The organism is Halanaerobium sp. MA284_MarDTE_T2 (genome assembly GCF_003337245.1).
Lineage (GTDB): Bacteria > Bacillota > Halanaerobiia > Halanaerobiales > Halanaerobiaceae > QPJE01.
In genome coordinates this window covers 1-18,107 of record NZ_QPJE01000003.1, presented here as the reverse complement: position 1 = coordinate 18,107, position 18,107 = coordinate 1, and the positions used below count along the sequence as shown (strand labels likewise).

The window sequence follows — 18,107 nt, the reverse complement described above, 5'->3', positions numbered from 1 at the left end:
CAATTTTTTTAAATCAATTCGAAGAGTTCACTTTTAGATTTGGGCACCGAAACCGTTGAAGATATTTTACCATTTTGAATAAGTTTTTCATATACCTCAATTATCCAAGGTTTTATAAGATCTGATTCTTTAAGAAGTTTATTATCTCTAAATATTTTTTCTGAATTTCCTTCTCCAATGATTTTCCCATCAGAAAAAATATAAATATAATCTGCCCACTGGTAAGCTAAATCAACATCATGAGTTGATAAAATTACAGTAGTTCCTTTTTTATTAATCTGATTAATAAATCCTAATATCTCTTTTGAGTGTTTTGGATCAAGCCAGACAGTCGGTTCATCAAATATTATAACTTCAGGTTTCATAGCCAGGATATCAGCTATAGAAATTCTTTTTTTCTGACCATAACTCAATAAGTGAGTAGGTTTATCTTTTATATTAGTAATCTCCATAATCTGCATAGCTTCATCAACACGTTCCCTTGTTTTTGTTTCAGATAAACCCAAATTAAGTGGGCCAAATGAAATTTCTTGAAAAACACTGGATGAAAAAAGCTGCATATCTGGATCCTGAAAAACTATACCAATATTTTTTCTTAAATTTTTCAATTCTTTTTTCTTATAAGATACTTTTTTCCCTCTAAATTTGATATTCCCTTTTTTAGGCTTTAAAATTCCATTGAAATGAAGAAATAATGTTGACTTTCCGGCACCATTTGCTCCAAGAATAGCTATTTTTTTACCCTTTTCAATGCTAAGGGATAAACCATCTAATGCATTAGTTCCATCTGGATAGTTAAAAACTACATTTTCTGCTTCAAGTACTTTTTTAGACAAAATTACCACCACCGAATATTGAAATAATAATTAAAAATGTTTCAAATAATATGATTATCATTATATTTTTATAAGAAAAACTATATTTTCTTTCTAGTACTCTTATCTTCCCATCATATCCCCTGGCCACAAGAGCTGTAAGCAGACCTTGAGCCCGATAATAAGCCCTGATAAAAAGATTAGATATCAACTTAGCAATAGAAAAAAATGATTTCTTGATTGAAGAATAACCCAATCTTGATAACTGTGACGTTCTTATTAAATCTGCAGTATCTAAAAGAACAAAAATAAAACGATAAATAAGCATCATCAATTCTATAACTATTTCAGGGAGTTTGAACTTTCTTAAGACAGAAATAATTTCTAATACTGGGGTTGTTAGAGTTAAAAAATACAGGCAGCAGATTGAAGCAAATGATTTTAAAAATAATAATACTGCTGTATTTAGTGATTTAGACTCTAAACCGAAAAACCATCCACCTAATTCAAAATAAAAAAAATAGTTATTTAACTCTCGAGAAAAGCTAACTACTGCTGTTATCGAGGCAATAATAAGAAAAGATAATGGTATAAAAAGCAGCTTTAAATAAAACTTAAACGGAATACCTGCAGCAGTTATAAGCATGAGACTTATAACTGCTATTACAATTATTGATGTCATAAAAGAATTGGCAGTTAAAGTGATTAATATTGTGAATAGAGCAAAAAAAGATTTTTCTAATGGATGAAAACTGCTGAAATTATTATTATAAGCATATTGATCAATATCTATCATTTTTTATCTTGCCTATCATTATTATATTTGTGTTTGCCTCTCTGCAGACCAATATAATATCCTAAAAATCCTGCACCAATGGCTGCCTGAAGAGCAAAAAGCAAGCTTTCTATTTCTCCACTTGGAGGTTCCCATATATTGCTAAACCAGGCAGTATATTGTGGATTTATTTCTGAAATCACACCTTCAGCCATTCCATCAGCACCCAAAAATTCGGAATTTCTTTTTATTATTAAGGGAGTAATAACTACTATGAGGATAAGTAAAATTATTATTAAATTTTTCTTAGCTAAGCTCATGTCTCTTCCTCCTTGAAATAATTGATAATTCATCTAGTTCATTTTTACTATATTCTTGAATGATATTAAATACAAGAACAGTTAGAAGCCCCTCAACAATAGCTAGAGGTAATTGAGTAAATGCAAATACACTTAAAAATTTAAATAAAGCAGCCATAAACCCAGAACTTTCAGGAAAAGCTGCCGCAAGCTGTCCAGCAGTTGTAATATATGTAAAGAAATCGGACAATGAAGCAGCCAAAAAAACAGAAAACCAGACCGGAGTACCAACTTTTCTTGATAGTTTAAACATAAAATGAGCTACAAATGATCCGACTACTGCCATTGCAAAAAGATTTGCCCCAAGAGTTGTTATTCCTCCATGAGCTAAAAGAATTGCCTGAAAGATGAGCACAATTGTCCCAAGTAGAACCATAGGCCAGGGACCAAATAAAATAGCACCCAAACCGATGCCAGTTGCATGAGAACAACTGCCAGTTAACGACGGAAGTTTAAGTGAGGATAAGACAAATATAAATGCACCAGCAAGAGCTAAAAGCATTTTAATACCCGGATTTTCATCTTTTAGAATATTATTTACTTTTTTAACACTGATTATTAAAAATGGAACCGCAAGCACAGTCCAAAAACCAGCCCATTTCATTGGCAAAAAGCCTTCAGCAATATGCATTGCATAAACAGTTCTAGGTATTAAAAGTAAAGTAAAAATTAGTGATGTAGTTAAAACAATTTTATTTTTCTTCATGCTTACTCTCCTTTATTTTTAATTTATCTCAATTTAAGTAATCTACTTTTCCAGTAAAGACTTTACTTTTTCTGCATATTTATTTTGAATACCCTCATATTCACCAAGTCCTTTTAGCTGAAATTCTACCTCAAAACCTTCATTTTCTAAAAGATTTTTCCAGCTATCTTCATTTTCTCCAATCATATCATTTTGTGCATGAGCTCCTGCTACAAGCATAAGCGGCGCCAACTTTACTTTTTTATAGTTTTTTTTCTTAAGTTGTTTAATAACTACCTGAATTTCTGGATATCCTTCAACTGCGCCAACATAATAATCCTTCATACCCCTTTCTTTTAGCACATAATCAAGAGCAGCATAGTCTGAATTAGCAGCATAAGAACTTCCATGTCCCATTAGTACAACAGCCTCTTCTTCTGAATTGTTTTCTACTTCAGTTTTTAATATTTTTGCTACATCAAAATAATCAGCAGTTTTAGATAAAAGTGCATTACCCCATTTTAAGCTTCTAAAATTATTTTTAAATTTCTTTACAGTTCTAATCAAATCATGAAATTCGCTACCATTAATTATATGAAGAGGCTGAACAATTACCTCCTGGAAATCTTCCTTATACAATTTTTTTAGAGCTTCTTTAGGATTATCGATATCAATATTGTCTCTTTTCTTAAGTTTTTCAATTATCATTCCTGAAGTAAAAGCTCTTTTTACTTCATATTCCGGAAAATGATCTTTTATTCTTTTTTCACATGCTGCAATAGTTTTCTTTCTGGTTTCATGATAACTTGTTCCAAAACTAACAACTAAAACTGCTTTTTCCCCTTTTTTTCCATTTCTATATTCATGGGCAAAATTCTTATCATATAATTTAGATTTTTGATAATCACTGTCTAAAAAATCACCAACTAAAATCAAGGCAGTCTTTTTAATCCCAGCTGCTTTTACTTCAGCTGCAATTTCACCTAAAGTAGCTTTAATTACCTTCTGATCTGGCCAAGAAGCTTTGGCTGCAATAGCAGCTGGAGTTGTTAAAGGATATTCCTTGCTTAAATTATCTACTACTTCTTCTATCATCTGTACACTTAAAAAGATAGCCATTGAAGCTTGATGTTGAGCTAAACTAGCCAATTTTTCTTTGTCTGGAACTGGAGTTCTTCCAGCCTGTCTAGTTAAAATAACAGTTTGGGAAACATCTGGTAAAGTATATTCTGCTTCTAAAGCTGCTGCTGCAGCTAAAAACGAACTAACTCCTGGTATAATCTGATAATCAATTTCATTTTCTGCTAAACTATCAATCTGTTCTTTAATTGCTCCATAAATAGAGGGATCTCCTGTATGGACTCTAGCTACATTCTTATCCTCAGCTGCAGCTTTTTTTATTATCTCAATTACCTGATCTAAACTTAATTTAGCACTATTATATGTTTTAGCTGCTTTATTATACTTTAAAACTTCTGGATTAACTAATGAACCAGCATAAATTATGATTTCTGAATTCTCTATTGCTTTTTTTCCTTTAATAGTTAATAATTCTGGATCACCAGCACCAGCACCTATTATATATACTTTCATCTATTAGAGCCCCTTTCTTTTTACTATCATTAATGTCATATATTCAATTTTTTTATTTTTAAACACTTCTATATTTTCAGTATAAAACTCATCTTCAAAACCGCATTTACTAGCAATAAGCACATTTTTCTTTAAACCTAATTTTTCTAAGACACGGTATGCTGTCTCATAATTGCGGCTCAACTTTAAAATTACTACTGTTTCAAATAAATCAAAAACTCTTTCTAAATGGTCTTCGTTTTTAATATTAGATAAAATTGCTGTATTTTCTTTTTCTTCTGCCAGAGGTAGATTATATCTTGAAGTAGCAGCTGCAATAGAATTAATCCCGGGTATTGTTTCAATTTCAATTGAATTATCCCAATCTTTAATCTTTTTTAGCATATAAGAATAAGTGCTGTACAATAAAGGATCCCCTATAGTTACAAAAGCAATCTTCTTATCTTTTTTTAATAACTGATATATCTTTCGAGCAGCAGCTGTGCGTGATTGTTCAAGCTCTTTTCTGCTTTTTGACATTTTAAAACTCAATTTAACAATTCTACCTTTTAGCTCTATTAAATTAGAAATAATTTCAAGAGCTTTACTGGAATCACTTTTAGCAGACATTGGAGTACAGATATAGTCAACTTCTTTTAAAATTTCTACTGCTTTTAAATTGACTAATCCAGATTCTCCTACGCCAACCCCGATTCCATACAATTTTTTAGCCAAATTAGTTCCTCCATTCATTTAAATTTATTCAGATACTTTTCTTGAATTTTTAGTTTTTTACTGCACTAATGATATAAACTGGACTTAAAGCTCTAAACATTTTGTATTTATTAATATCTTTAGTCCTAGTCACAGCAACATTAACAATATCCAGGTGATAATCTAATCTTTCAAGTTCCTGGACAGCAGTTGTCAAAGTATTAATTGTAACTGCAGTTAATACAATTCTACCTGTATCTTTTAGCTTTTGATCAGCCGCCTCAAGAATTGCAGTAAGTTGGCCTCCACTGCCGCCGATAAAAATTCTATCTGCCCCAGGTAAAGCATCAATTCCTGCAGGAGCTTCCGCCGCGATTATTTCAATGTTGTTTATATTAAATTTTATAACATTTTTTTTAATTAAATTAAGGGCCTTCTTTTTTCTTTCTAGTGCATAAACTTTTCCTTTTTTTAAAACCAAAGCCATCTCAATTGCAACACTACCGCTGCCGGCTCCAATATCATAAACTACCTGATTTTTTTTAAGTCTTAATTTAGATAAGAGTACCGCTCTTACTTCTTCTTTAGTCATCGGAACTTCATCTCTGATAAAACAATCATCAGCAATCCCAGGAGTATTATATTCCCATTCACTCATCAATATCACCTCTAAGGCTAGAATTTAATTGATTCTTATCCAGAATAATAATCACTGTCAGTTTAGAAAATGAAAACTTTTTAATTTCTTCTGCACTGCCAACAGTAATATTTTCATCTACATAAGAAAGATTTTCAAAAACACAAATAGTTTTATCTTTAATTTTATTTTCTATTAAATACTCAGCAATCTTTGCCGGAGGAAATTTGCTATCTGTAAAAAATCCAACCTTAGCTTCTTTTTTTAAGAGAACAAACAGCTCCTCTTTATTATCTTTACCGTGGAGACTGGTAATTCTCATATCATTCCAACTAATTTGAATTCTAGAAGCAGCAAGCTGTAAAGAACTGATCCCAGGAATAACTTCCAAAATATCAAGATTTATTTCTCTTTTTAAATAATTAAGTAAGCTGTATAAACCTGGATCTCCTGAAACTAAAACAGCAATTTTTTTCTTCTCATAATTAGTCAAAATATAATTTTTAATTTTAACTAAGGGCAGAGTAATTTTAATTTTTTTAGCCTTTTGTTCTGCAAAAGTCTCTAAAGCTCTACTGCCTCCGATTAAAACATCCATTTTTTCTATAATTTTTTCTGTTTTTTTTAGTAAATAGTCTTTATTTCCCGGTCCAATTCCCAGTACATAAACTTTATTCAAAATTAAAATCCTCCTCTGCTTCTTTTGAAAGAGCAACAATACCCTGATTTAAAGTAAAAATTACTGCTTTACACTTAATTTTATTTTCAAGTTTTGCTTCTACTTTACTGACTACTGCTTCACTAATATTTTGCAAAACACTCTCCAGATTATGAGCAAGAAGAAATTCAGCAGCTTCCTCAGCAGTATTAATTGCAAAAATATCTTCAATTATTTTTTGTTCTGCTCCCGTTAAAGCTGCATGAGCAGCAATTATTTCCCGGCGGCCATCAGCTAACTTACTATGTGTATTAAAAATTCCACCGGCAACTTTAACTATTTTACCAATATGACCAACCATCACAATCTCATCTATTTTAAGCTCCTTAAGCTCTGTCAGCATAAAACCTACAAAATTACTCATTCTAATAATCTGTTCTTCTTTAAAGCCTGCCTTCAGAGCCCGCTTTTTGCCATGATTGCCAAAAACAAAAATTAATTTTTTATATCCTAAGGCAGCTGCCTGTCTCAATTCTACAGCTAGCGACTCTTTGTAGGCTGATTCTGACATCGGTTCTACAATACCAGTCGTCCCAAGAATTGAAATACCACCTTTAATTCCCAGTTTGGGATTAAAAGTTTTTTTAGCAATCTCTACTCCTGCAGGAGCAGAAATATGCACTTCAAAAATATTGTTTTCTGGAAAAATATCCCGCACAGCTTTTTTAATCATTTTACGAGGTTCAGGGTTGATTGCCGCCTGACCAACATCCAGCTGCAGTCCAGGTTTAGTTACTTTACCAACTCCTTTACCTCCTTTGAGTATCACTTTGCTTTTGTTCAAAGTTTTATCAAATTTTATTCTTTTTAATTCTACTGTAATTTTTATTCCATCTGTCTGATCTGGATCATCACCAGCATCTTTAACAACTGCCGCCCGGGCCAGATCTGTACTGTAAAAACAATCCTGGGTCTCCATTTCAACTTCTATTTCTGCAGGCGTCTTAATAATGATTTTGTTTACAGTTTTCTGTTCTAATAACATTAGTGCCGCAGCTTTTACTGCCCCAGCAGCTGTGGTGCCAGTAGTATAACCCAATCTATATTTTTTACCACCTTTTGTTATATAACGTTCAAAAGCCATAATTAATCATCTAAATTATATAAGACAGAATTAACAATTGAAGCAGCAATAGCACTGCCACCTTTACGGCCTTTTAAAGAAATATGTGGTATTTCAGTCTGCATTAAATCATCTTTAGATTCAGCTGCTCCCACAAAACCAACAGGTGTGCCGACAATGAAATCAACTTTTTTTCCTTTTTGACTTAAGTTAATTAACTCAAATAAGGCTGTAGGTGCATTACCTATAGCAAAAATTTTCTTACCTGGTAAATCAATAGCTTTCCGCATAGCCATAATTGATCTCGTTAAAGAGGTCTTTTCTGCTTTATCTCTAACATCTTGATCAGCAATAAAACATTTTACCTCTCCTCCATATTCAGCCAATTTATGCTCATTAATACCAGCTTTAAGCATTGTAACATCAGTTATGATATCTGCTCCTTCTCTAATTAAATTACTCATAATTTCTATTGCATTTTGAGAAAATTTAACCTTTGAAGCTAGCTTTGGCTCCGCTGAAGCATGAATCACCCGTTTGATTGTTTTTAATTCTGCATCACTGCAGTCTAACTTGCCAATTTCTTGATCGATCAACCTCATGCTTTTAGCTTCTATCTTTTTTGGATTATTATCTTTCATACTTTCCTCCTCAATTTTTTAAAAAGCCCAATAAATTTCTCTAAGTTGAAGCTAAAGCTTCAAAATATGTCTCAAAAATTTATTTTTCAATTCCAATTCTTGCTTTAACACCTTTTTGATAATAATGTTTAATTTCTTTCATTTCTGTTACCAGATCAGCATATTCTATTATCTTATCTGCCGCATAACGACCAGTAATTACAACTTCCACTTCTTCTGAACGATTATCTATAGCTTCAATTAATTGCTCTTCAGAAAAAAGATCATAATAAACAGCAATATTTGCTTCATCCAAAATTACTAGCTCATACTCACCTGATTTTAAAATCTTGGCTACTTCTTCTAGGCCTTTGCGAGCTGCATTAATATCTTCCTCTTCTGCTTTCCCTTTGATAAAACAATTTAATCCATACTGTTTAATCTCAATTCTTTCTATCTTTTTTAAGCTTTTTAATTCACTATATTTCATACCTTTAACAAACTGAGCTATATAAACATTTTTCCCTGCTCCTACTGCCCTAATTGCCAATCCAAAGGCAGCAGTTGTTTTCCCTTTGCCTTTACCTGTATAAACATGAACCATTCCCTGCATCTATTACACCACCTAATTATCAAAAATAATTTTATATAATGACTCAAGATCAATATGTTTTCTAAATTCTGATGCCAGATAGTTATAATTGTCTTCTCTGATCTCAGCTGCACTTTTTTCTAGTTCTGAATCTAAACTCAGACCTTTTTTTGTTAAAAGATGATTAATTAATGATTTTCTAAAACAATCATTTTTGAAAATATCATGAATATATGTACCCCAGACATTTCCTCTCTCATTTACTGTTCCATCACAAACAGTTTTTTCTGACTTACCTAATTTCTGTCTTTTTAACTTAAATAATGATTTCTGATCAGCAGCTAGTATAGTTTTACCCTGATGAATTTCATAACCACTTAAAACTTTCTTCTGACTATTTTTAAAAAAATTTAGTTTATTTAAACTCTCCACCTTAACCTGTCTCGTTATTTTTTGAGATTCCAGAACAGTACTAATCTTTAGTAGTGAAAGGCCTTTTATATTTTGCCTGGTCCCTTCCAAATTATCCGGATCTGATATTTTTTGACCTAGCATTTGATAGCCCCCACAAATACCGATAATTTCAGTATTTTGGGCTGCCTTTTCAATGATTTTTCCAGAAAGTTTTGATTCATATAAAAATTCTAAGTCACTAATAGTAGTTTTAGAACCAGGCAGTATAATTAAATCAGGATCTCCCAGCTCCATTTCCTTTTTTACATATCTAAGCTGAATATCTTTTGCAGTTTTAAAATAATCAAAATCTGTAAAGTTTGACATCCCTGGATAGGCAATAACTGCAATATCAACCTTGTAGTTCTGATTACTATAAATTTCTTGCTGCAAACTATCTTCTGAAGGTAAATTAAGTTTTTCTAAATATGGCATAACTCCCAATACTTTTTTATTAGAATATTTTTCTATCAACTCTACTCCAGATTTAAAAGCAGCAGGATCACCTCTAAATTTATTGACTATTATTCCTTTAACTCTCTTTCTTTCTTTTTCAGTAAGCAAATCCAGAGTTCCAACAATTGAAGCAAAAACTCCACCTTTATCAATATCTGCAACTAAAATCACTGGCGCATCAGCTATTTCTGCTGCTTTCATATTAACAAGATCCTTATCTCTTAAATTTACTTCAGCCGGATTACCCCCACCTTCTAAAACTAAAAGATCATAATCCATTTTTAATTCAGCAAGGGCTTCTCTTATAATTTTAAGTAACTTCTCTTTTTGGGAAAAATAATCAGCAGCCTTCATATTTTTAAATACTCTTCCCTTTAAGATTATCTGAGACATATCATCGGCGATAGGCTTCATCAAAATTGGACTCATATTAACTTCTGCTTCTACTTTTGCTGCCTCTGCCTGTACTGTCTGGGCAATTGCAATTTCCTGACCCTCTTTTGTAATATAAGAATTCAAAGACATGTTTTGAGATTTAAAGGGAGCTGTTTTATATCCATCCTGAGCCAGTACTCTGCATAGAGCAGCTGCTAAAATACTTTTGCCGGCATCTGAAGCTGTACCCTGAATCATAACTGTATCTGCCATTTGATCACCTTCTACTTAAATTTAATAATTTATCAGTATCAATATTTTCTGCTACCACATCTGCCAGCCTGTCAATATTTTTTTCAATTTCCTGCTGATAGTTACATGATTTCGAGCTGGCTGAACTATTATTATTTCTGAGCTTATTTAAAAGTGCACTGCGAAAATTATCATTATCAAATAATCCATGCAGATAACTTCCAAAACAATTTCCAGCCTGATTAACTGCACCATCTTTTAAATTTACTTTTATGTTAGATCTCTTTATTATTCTGAATAATTCTTCAGTCCCATTTAAATACTCTGTCTGACCCATATGAATTTCATACCCTAAAAAAAACTCTTGAGGGTTAAATCTAGACATCAAATTTTCAAGCTGCTGAGTTAAATTGATTTTCACTTTTACTTGATGAGTAGTTTTTTTATTTAAAAATACTGTATTAATATCTAGTAATCCAAGTCCATTTATTTTTTTTATATCTCCTTCTGTTCCATATTTATCAATTAGTTTTCGTCCGAGCATTTGGAATCCACCACAAATACCAATTATCATAATTCCGGCTTTATTAGCTTTTTTAATTTCGGCTGCCAATCCGCTTTTCTTTAAAAAATCAAGATCTTTAGTGGTTGTTTTAGTTCCTGGTATAATTATTAAATCAAAATTAAGTAATTCTTGGTTGTTTTTAATATATTCAAGTTTTAGATCAACTTCCATTTTCAAACTATTAAAATCACTAAAATTTGACATGTGAGGTAATCTTATTACAGCGATTTTTAATTTTTTAGAATTTTCTCCATAATTATTTAAGTTTAAAGAAGCAGAATCTTCTTCTGGTAAATTAAGACTTTTAAGATAAGGTAAAACAGACATAACTTCTTTTTCTGTATAATCCTCTAAAAACTTAACTGCAGGTTTTAACAAATTATAATCTCCCCGAAATTTATTGATTATCAATCCTTTTATCAACTTTTTATGGACTGGAGATAAGAGTTTTAATGTTCCAACTAAAGAAGCAAGACAGCCTCCTTTTTCAATACTGCTGATTAAAAGCACTGGAGAATTATAAATTTCTGCTGTAAACATATTAGCAAAATCAGGTGTAGTTCTATTAATTTCTGCAGGACTTCCTGCTCCCTCAATAATTATCAGCTCATTATCTTTTCTCAATCTTTTTAATGAATCCTTAATTGTGCTCTCATAAATTTCAAGATATTTTTTTTTGTTTTTTTGATAATTAATATTCTTATCCACTTCACCATTAATAACAATTTGGGTCTGGCCGTCTCCCATCGCTTTAACTAAAATTGGCTGCATATCTACAGAGGCTTCTCTAAAAGCAGCTCTCGCCTGTAAAGCTTGCGCTATGCCAATTTCTTTGCCATTTTTTGTTATGTAAGAATTAAGAGACATATTCCAGGCTTTAAAGGGCACAGTTTTTATTCCTTTTCTAGTAAAAATTCTGCATAAAGCAGTAACAAAAAAACTTTTACCAGCATCAGAAGAAGTGCCTTGAATCATTAAAGTTCCAGTTTTATTCTTCATTTTTTTAACTCCTTAAAAAGCTATATATAACAAGAAAATCTCAACCTAAAGGTTGAGATTTAAAGTATATAATCATAATTAAAGCTAAATAAATTGATAGTCTGATTAGCTTTAGTAAAAAAACTAATGATTATCCACCTGCAACCTGTTCCCGAGGCCAATTGTAGATTATATAAAAGGCAGGTCTCCTGACTCCTGATTTACATTTTAAATTCTAACCTTCCCTGTAATAACATTACAGGTGGTATAAAAGAATCTAAAGATCAGTTACAGTGGCGGGCCCGTTCAGGATTTTAACCTGATTCCCTATTCTCTTCAGTAATAGCTGAAGCACCTTTTTATATAAATTATTTAATTTTAAAAATAAATATTTAACAATTTATATTATAACTATATAACAATTTAACGTATTTGTAAAATTTAATTATACAATTTAAGTTAAAATTTATATCCATATTATAAAATTTTATATCTGTAAATTTAAGCTTTTTCCAATCCTCAAAACTTATTTTTCTAAATTTTGATTATTTTTCGTTCGTGCTATTAAATATGTAATTTCTTTTTTTATTTCTTCTTTCAAGGCTAGATATTCTGATTTTTTAAGATTGTAATTATCATTTGCTAAAATTTGAGAATCATAATTATCTATAATATCCCTTATTTTAATCAAAAAATCATCAGCAGCAATTTTTCTAAAAATATTTTTTCTGAGTTGATTATTTTCTATATTCTCTACCATATTTCCTCTATTTCCGGACATAATGTCTAAAAGAAGTTGATACTCAATCCCAAACTCAGATTCCATTTTTTTTCTAATATTTTTAGAAAGTGCAGGTAGACTAGAACCAGTAGAAATAGTTAAAAGTAGTTCTCCTCTGTTAACAATTGCTGGTAAAGTAAAATCAGATATTTCAGCATTATCAGCTGTATTGACTAAAATGTTTTTTTTTCTAGCCAGGAAAGCAATCCGTCGATTTAATTCTGAATTATTAGTGGCAGCAAAAACTAAAAATTGTCCATTTAAATCTTCATCTCTAAATTTTCTTTTTAAAAAAATATATTTTTCTGATTTCTGATTTAAATAGGGTAAAAATTCCTGATTAAATTCCGGTGAAGTTATTTTTATCTGGGCTCCGGCCTGCAGGAGCCTCTTGAATTTACGCAGTGCCACTCTGCCCGCTCCTACAATTAAAACTTTTTTATCTCTCAGATTTAAATTGATTGGGTAAAATTTCACATCTTTCCTCCTTCAATTTACAATTAATCTTTTCCACCTACTGCAAAAATAATTTTTGCAGCCTCTAATTGAACTTCTTTAGTTTTTTCATTTTCTACCGCTAATTTTTTAAGACCAACTGTGGGTTGATGTAAAAGCTTATTTAAAAGGCGATGACCCAGCTGTTGAATAATCTCTGAAGCTTCCAGTTCTGAATTTTGCAGCAGATGCAAAGCTCTTTTAACTTCTTTTTCCTTAATACAGCAAGCATTAGCTCTCATTTCTTTAATCAGTGGAACACAGCTCCGCTCAAGCAGCCAGCGCTGAAAATTATATTTTTCTTCTTTTATTATTGCTTCAGCTTTTTCTACTTCATTTTCTCTTAAATCTAAATTTTTATCAATAACATTTTTTAAATCGTCAATATTATATAAATGTACCCCAGGCAGTTCTTTGACATTTTGATCAATATCTCTTGGTAGAGCAATATCAATTAAAAACATTGGTCCATGTTTTTTCTCTACTGTATCTAAAAGATCATCTTTATGAAGTACTGTATGAGGAGCTGCTGTAGAAGCAATTATAATATCAACTTCTTCCACTCTAGCTTTAAATTCTTCCCAGTGAATAGCTTCTCCCCCATATTCAACTGCTAGTTTTTGTCCATTAGCATAAGTACGATTTGCCACCAGAATTCCTTCTACACCATAATTAAGTAAGTTTTTGAGTGTAAGCTCTGCTGTTTTCCCAGCACCAAGAATCATAATCTTCTCCCCATCAAGATTCCCAAATATATCTCTAGCCAGCTCTACAGCTGCATAACTAACTGATACCGCTCGTTCATTAATTTTAGTCTTAGTTCTTACTAATTTGCCAACTTTAATGGCTTCTAGACATAACTGATTTAAATAGGAATCTGTAAAATTTTCTTCTTTATATTCTTGAAACTGTTTTTTAATCTGAGCTAATATCTGATCTTCTCCTTTAACCAACGAATCAAGACCTGAAGCTACCCGGTATAAATGTTCAACTGCCTGCAGATCATGATAATGATAAAGATAATCATTTAAATCATTTCTCGCGTATTTAAAATATCCTTTTAAAGTTTTTTTGAACAATCGAAAAATATATTTTTCCAAATATTTTCTGAATTCAGCTTCTTTTTCAGAATAAAGATAAATCTCAAAACGATTACAGGTATTTAGAATAAAAAATTCTGCAAAAGTATTATTATCCAATTCTTGTTTTAATTCTTTTTTAATTTTAGATATTTCTTGAGAAAGTCGGTCTCTAATTGATATAGGAGCTGTTTTATGATTAATTCCGAATACTAAAAGCTGCACCAAAAATCCCCTACCTTTTAAAATATTGAAGTGTAAATTTTAAATTTTACTTTATTTTCAATCATTTCAGTTTTAACTATACAATATCATAAATTTTATAATTTTACCAATTTATTATTTTTACCAGTCAATTAACTTAAATACTGGTTTACTCTAAGTGCAGCTTTTGCTCCTTCTGCAGCAGAAATTACTATCTGTTTATCTATAATATTGCTTACATCTCCTGCGGCAAATAATCCTTCAATATTTGTCTCGTTTTTATCATTTATTATTATTTCCTTCTGTTTATTCCTTTCCATTATATCTGGAACAAAATCACTTTTTGCAGAAAGACCAATTTCTATAAACAGACCATCAAGTTCTATTCTTTTTTCTTCACCTGTATTTTTATTTTCCAGAATAACTGCCTCAAGACTATCTTCTCCTATAATTTCTTTAACACTGGTTGAAGTATAAACATCTATTTTATCTGAACTGGCAACTTTCTCCCGAAGTACTTCATCTCCCATTAAATAATCCATAATTTCTACTAAAATAACTTCTGCATCCATTTTTGCAAGGTCCAGGGCTGCTTCAAGTCCTGAATTTCCTCCTCCAACCACTGCTGCCCTTTTGCCTGCATAAAGATATCCATCACAGCTAATGCAGTAGTGAACTCCTTTTCCTTTAAGCACATACTCCTGTTTCATACCGAGATGTCTTTTTTCTGCACCTGATGCTATTATCACTGAACGAGCAATATATTCCTTTTCAGAATCTGTTCTTAAAATATGTTCACCATTCTGACTTTCTATTTTTAGTATTTCTTCTCCAATGACAGCTGTAATATCATAATTGTGAATATGGTCCCAGAAATCCATAATTAAATCATCTCCATTTATCTGTGCTTTGCCCAGATAATTATCGATTTCATTGGTATCTATAACCTGTCCACCGATATCTTTGGATATCAGCAGCAGATCAATACCCTTGCGTGCTGCATAAAGAACTGCATTTAAACCTGCCGGGCCAGCACCAATAATTATTAGATCCCACTTTTTTTGGCTGTAATCTTCACTTTTAACTCCGAGTATATTATCGAGATCACCAGATTTTTCCAGCTTAATAAGATCATCATATCCACCTAGGCACTGTCCATTTATTATTATCTGAGGAACTGTTTTTCTGCCAGTTCTAGTCTTCATTTCTTCAAATTTTTCTTCATTATCGATATTATATTCGATATAATCAAGATTTTTTGATTTTAAAAATGCTTTAGCCTTTTTACAGTATGGACACCATCCTTTAGAATAAACTTCTATTTTTAACTTATCTGTCATTTTAACCACCCCTGTAAATTTTTTATAAGATAGAATGAGCTTTTTCTTTATCCTGAAATTATTATTCTCTATCTTAATCTTTAATCAAAAAAGCTTTCAAGATAGGAATTTACTGTATCATTAATAAATTTAATATTATCTTCATCATTGTCATGTGTTTTCTGCTGTAGAGGTATATAATTATAAACCATGGTGAAAAACCGGTTTAAATCTTCTTCACTTTCATTAATATCAACCTCATATTCTTTTTTTGAGGTTGCAGAGAAAAAGCTGATATATATCATTCATCATAATATATAGTTATATTAATTATAGTTTAAATTCCAAAATAATGTCAAATATTTATTCTGCATTATATAGAATATTTGTATCTTAAGCTCAGTTTTTTAATTTTTTAGACAAAAACAGGCTAATAACTAATAAAATAGTTATCAGCCTGTGTTAATTATTTAAACGATTATTTATTTAATATTTATAATTATAAATAATCCACTTTATTTACTTATCATCTGACCGGCAGTTCTACCATAAACAATTGCATCTGTAATTGCATTACTACCAAGCCTATTAGTACCATGTATTCCACCAGTTACCTCACCAGCTGCATATAGGCCAGGAATAACATTTCCATCTTTATCTAATACCTGAGCATTAGTATTGATCTTAATTCCACCCATTGTATGATGGATAGCAGGTACTGCTTTCAAAATATAAAATGGTGCTTTTTCAATTGGCAGCATATCTCCTCTATTATTAAAATCTTCGTCATAACCCTGTTCAGCAAATTTATTATAACGGGCCACTGTTTTACTGAGCTGTTCAGCGTTTATAGCGAAAATTTCTGCTCCTTCTTTAATATTATCAACTTTTACAAGCAGATTATTTTTTAATAAATAATTCATTTCAGCTTTGTGATTTTCTTCTACTTTACTAATATTCATTATATTCTGATCCCATATCTGATATGCTGCAGAACCTGTCTGAGCAATAATAGATCTGGAAACAATATCTCTGCGTTCCAATTCTTCAACAAAGCGATTACCTTCTTTATTAACAAGTATTGTACTTACAAAACGTGTATCACCAATATAAGAAAGCTGACCAGTTATTGGATTACAGATAGGATATGATTGAATATACTCCATGCCTTCTAGAGCCGCACCAGCATTTTCAGCCATAACAATTCCATCACCTGTAATTCCTTCACCATTAGTACTTAGATAATGTTCGTCATATTCTGGATTAAAACGCTTTCTCATTTCAACATTTGAACCAAATCCACCTGTTGTAAGAATAACACCTTTTTTAGCATGAAAAACTATTTCTTTACCATTTTTTTCTGCTTTTACACCAGTTATTCTATTACCATCTTTTATTAATTCAACAGCTTTTGTTTCAAGTTTAATGGGAATATTTAATTCATCAGCTTTTACCGCAAATTTTTGAATAAGTTCATATCCTGTAGCACCTTCAGGTATAAGACTTCTTTTTGCAGTATGTCCACCAAATAAGAATAGATGATCTTCAAATACTACATTAACATAATCTCTTAACCATTCAGCAGCTTCTGTTGCTTTATAAGCAAGCTTTGTGACAAGTTTGGGATCATTTTTGAAATCTCCACCAGCAAGTGTATCTTTAATATGTCTTGCTTTACTGTCTTCAATTCCTTTTTCTTTCTGTACCCAGTTTTCAGCTGCAGCCATTTCTCCACCAGAAATTTTTGTATTACCTCCAATTGTAGGCATTTTTTCTAAAAGTACAATATCTGCTCCACCATTTCTGGCTTCTACTGCAGCGGCCAGACCTGCACCACCAGCACCTACAATTACTACATCATAACTCTGTTCTAAAGCTTCTTCTCTTTCTTCTGTTTTTTCGGTAGAAGCTACTTCTATACCTTTTGCTTTTTTAACTGCATTTTTAACAGCTTCTATGAGACCTTCACTGGCAAAAGTAGCACCAGAGATAATATCCACAGAAAAACTCTGATTTGCTATGATTTCTGCAGGAATTTCTTCAAAAACTGAATCTGTAATACCATCAGTTTCATCTTCACTTATAATTTCAATACTTTCAATTTCGCTTTCACTTACTTTAACTTTTACTTCAATTTCCCCATTCATTCCCTGTGCTTTTCCATTATATATTCCAGCTTCCATAGTAAGATCTTCTGCTATCACTGCTGAAGTCATACCACCAATGATTAACATAAGAGACATTATAATTACTGCGATTTTCTTCATTTTAATAGTCCTCCTTGATTTTAAATCTTTTAAATTATTTTAGTTATTTACTGTGATATTTTTGTGAAAAATATCACTACATTTAACAAAAAATTGGTCTTTTATTTAATTTTGAACAAGTATGTAATTAGTTATTATTTCTGTTTTTTTCACCTCCTGAAACTATATATTAACGAATTCATCTGTCAAACAGAGCAAGTATAACACAGAATAAAATGCCTGTCAATTTATAGAAAATAGGAGTTTCCCCAAAATTTATTTTCAAGCTGCAAAAAGGGGGCTTTAGTCATCAACGAAATTTTTAGATTTATCTAAAACTCAATTCGGGTGTGA

The 18,107-nt window shown here is 31.3% G+C and carries 17 protein-coding genes, 2 pseudogenes and 1 riboswitch; all 19 genes and pseudogenes read right to left on the bottom strand.

What is annotated here, in order from left to right; translation table 11 throughout:
- Nucleotides 1-8: 8 nt before the first annotated feature.
- The gene (locus DFR78_RS02080) at nucleotides 9-836 is read right to left on the bottom strand and encodes an energy-coupling factor ABC transporter ATP-binding protein (RefSeq protein WP_199505529.1); all 828 of its coding nucleotides are present in this window, start codon (nucleotides 834-836) and stop codon (nucleotides 9-11) included.
- Nucleotides 829-1,611 carry a cobalt ECF transporter T component CbiQ gene (gene cbiQ / locus DFR78_RS02075; protein ID WP_114457194.1) on the bottom strand — a complete coding sequence of 261 codons (783 nt, stop codon included), beginning with the start codon at nucleotides 1,609-1,611 and terminating at the stop codon, nucleotides 829-831. The genes DFR78_RS02080 and cbiQ overlap by 8 nt, the downstream gene beginning before the upstream one ends.
- Nucleotides 1,608-1,910: an energy-coupling factor ABC transporter substrate-binding protein gene (locus DFR78_RS02070; protein WP_114457193.1), complete on the bottom strand. Its 303-nt coding sequence runs from the start codon at nucleotides 1,908-1,910 to the stop codon at nucleotides 1,608-1,610. The genes cbiQ and DFR78_RS02070 overlap by 4 nt, the downstream gene beginning before the upstream one ends.
- Nucleotides 1,897-2,655: an energy-coupling factor ABC transporter permease gene (locus DFR78_RS02065; protein WP_114457192.1), complete on the bottom strand. Its 759-nt coding sequence runs from the start codon at nucleotides 2,653-2,655 to the stop codon at nucleotides 1,897-1,899. Before DFR78_RS02065 ends, DFR78_RS02070 begins: the two co-directional genes overlap by 14 nt.
- A gap of 42 nt (nucleotides 2,656-2,697) precedes the next feature.
- Nucleotides 2,698-3,459: pseudogene (locus DFR78_RS12370) on the bottom strand (sirohydrochlorin cobaltochelatase); the annotation flags it as partial.
- An 18-nt stretch (nucleotides 3,460-3,477) separates the two neighbouring features.
- Nucleotides 3,478-4,227 (bottom strand): annotated as a pseudogene (cobM, locus tag DFR78_RS12365) (precorrin-4 C(11)-methyltransferase); the annotation flags it as partial.
- Nucleotides 4,228-4,230: 3 nt separating this feature from the next.
- Complete coding sequence (cobI, locus tag DFR78_RS02055) at nucleotides 4,231-4,941, bottom strand: precorrin-2 C(20)-methyltransferase (protein WP_114457190.1); 711 nt, start codon at nucleotides 4,939-4,941, stop codon at nucleotides 4,231-4,233.
- Between the two features lie 49 nt (nucleotides 4,942-4,990).
- Entirely contained in the window at nucleotides 4,991-5,578 is a 588-nt protein-coding gene (cbiT, locus tag DFR78_RS02050) for a precorrin-6Y C5,15-methyltransferase (decarboxylating) subunit CbiT (protein WP_114457189.1), read from the bottom strand.
- Nucleotides 5,571-6,236 carry a precorrin-6y C5,15-methyltransferase (decarboxylating) subunit CbiE gene (gene cbiE, locus DFR78_RS02045; protein ID WP_114457188.1) on the bottom strand — a complete coding sequence of 222 codons (666 nt, stop codon included), beginning with the start codon at nucleotides 6,234-6,236 and terminating at the stop codon, nucleotides 5,571-5,573. The genes cbiT and cbiE overlap by 8 nt, the downstream gene beginning before the upstream one ends.
- On the bottom strand, nucleotides 6,229-7,359 hold the full coding sequence (cbiD, locus tag DFR78_RS02040; protein WP_114457187.1) for a cobalt-precorrin-5B (C(1))-methyltransferase CbiD: 1,131 nt from the start codon (nucleotides 7,357-7,359) through the stop codon (nucleotides 6,229-6,231). The genes cbiE and cbiD overlap by 8 nt, the downstream gene beginning before the upstream one ends.
- A 2-nt stretch (nucleotides 7,360-7,361) precedes the next feature.
- Nucleotides 7,362-7,979 carry a precorrin-8X methylmutase gene (locus DFR78_RS02035; protein WP_114457186.1) on the bottom strand — a complete coding sequence of 206 codons (618 nt, stop codon included), beginning with the start codon at nucleotides 7,977-7,979 and terminating at the stop codon, nucleotides 7,362-7,364.
- A gap of 79 nt (nucleotides 7,980-8,058) precedes the next feature.
- A complete protein-coding gene (cobO, locus tag DFR78_RS02030; protein WP_114457185.1) occupies nucleotides 8,059-8,571 on the bottom strand; it encodes a cob(I)yrinic acid a,c-diamide adenosyltransferase in 513 nt (170 codons plus the stop codon).
- A gap of 12 nt (nucleotides 8,572-8,583) precedes the next feature.
- The gene (locus tag DFR78_RS02025) at nucleotides 8,584-10,107 is read right to left on the bottom strand and encodes a cobyric acid synthase (RefSeq protein ID WP_114457184.1); all 1,524 of its coding nucleotides are present in this window, start codon (nucleotides 10,105-10,107) and stop codon (nucleotides 8,584-8,586) included.
- Between the two features lie 4 nt (nucleotides 10,108-10,111).
- The gene (locus DFR78_RS02020; protein ID WP_114457183.1) at nucleotides 10,112-11,650 is read right to left on the bottom strand and encodes a cobyric acid synthase; all 1,539 of its coding nucleotides are present in this window, start codon (nucleotides 11,648-11,650) and stop codon (nucleotides 10,112-10,114) included.
- 160 nt (nucleotides 11,651-11,810) lie between these two features.
- Nucleotides 11,811-12,003: riboswitch (cobalamin riboswitch) on the bottom strand.
- A 152-nt stretch (nucleotides 12,004-12,155) separates the two neighbouring features.
- The gene (locus tag DFR78_RS02015) at nucleotides 12,156-12,887 is read right to left on the bottom strand and encodes a bifunctional precorrin-2 dehydrogenase/sirohydrochlorin ferrochelatase (protein ID WP_114457182.1); all 732 of its coding nucleotides are present in this window, start codon (nucleotides 12,885-12,887) and stop codon (nucleotides 12,156-12,158) included.
- Between the two features lie 23 nt (nucleotides 12,888-12,910).
- Nucleotides 12,911-14,209 carry a glutamyl-tRNA reductase gene (gene hemA, locus DFR78_RS02010; RefSeq protein ID WP_158531692.1) on the bottom strand — a complete coding sequence of 433 codons (1,299 nt, stop codon included), beginning with the start codon at nucleotides 14,207-14,209 and terminating at the stop codon, nucleotides 12,911-12,913.
- Between the two features lie 131 nt (nucleotides 14,210-14,340).
- Nucleotides 14,341-15,528 carry an FAD-dependent oxidoreductase gene (locus tag DFR78_RS02005; protein ID WP_114457180.1) on the bottom strand — a complete coding sequence of 396 codons (1,188 nt, stop codon included), beginning with the start codon at nucleotides 15,526-15,528 and terminating at the stop codon, nucleotides 14,341-14,343.
- An 80-nt stretch (nucleotides 15,529-15,608) separates the two neighbouring features.
- The gene (locus DFR78_RS02000) at nucleotides 15,609-15,812 is read right to left on the bottom strand and encodes a hypothetical protein (protein WP_114457179.1); all 204 of its coding nucleotides are present in this window, start codon (nucleotides 15,810-15,812) and stop codon (nucleotides 15,609-15,611) included.
- A gap of 210 nt (nucleotides 15,813-16,022) precedes the next feature.
- Entirely contained in the window at nucleotides 16,023-17,774 is a 1,752-nt protein-coding gene (locus DFR78_RS01995; protein ID WP_114457178.1) for a flavocytochrome c, read from the bottom strand.
- Between the last annotated feature and the right edge of the window lie 333 nt (nucleotides 17,775-18,107).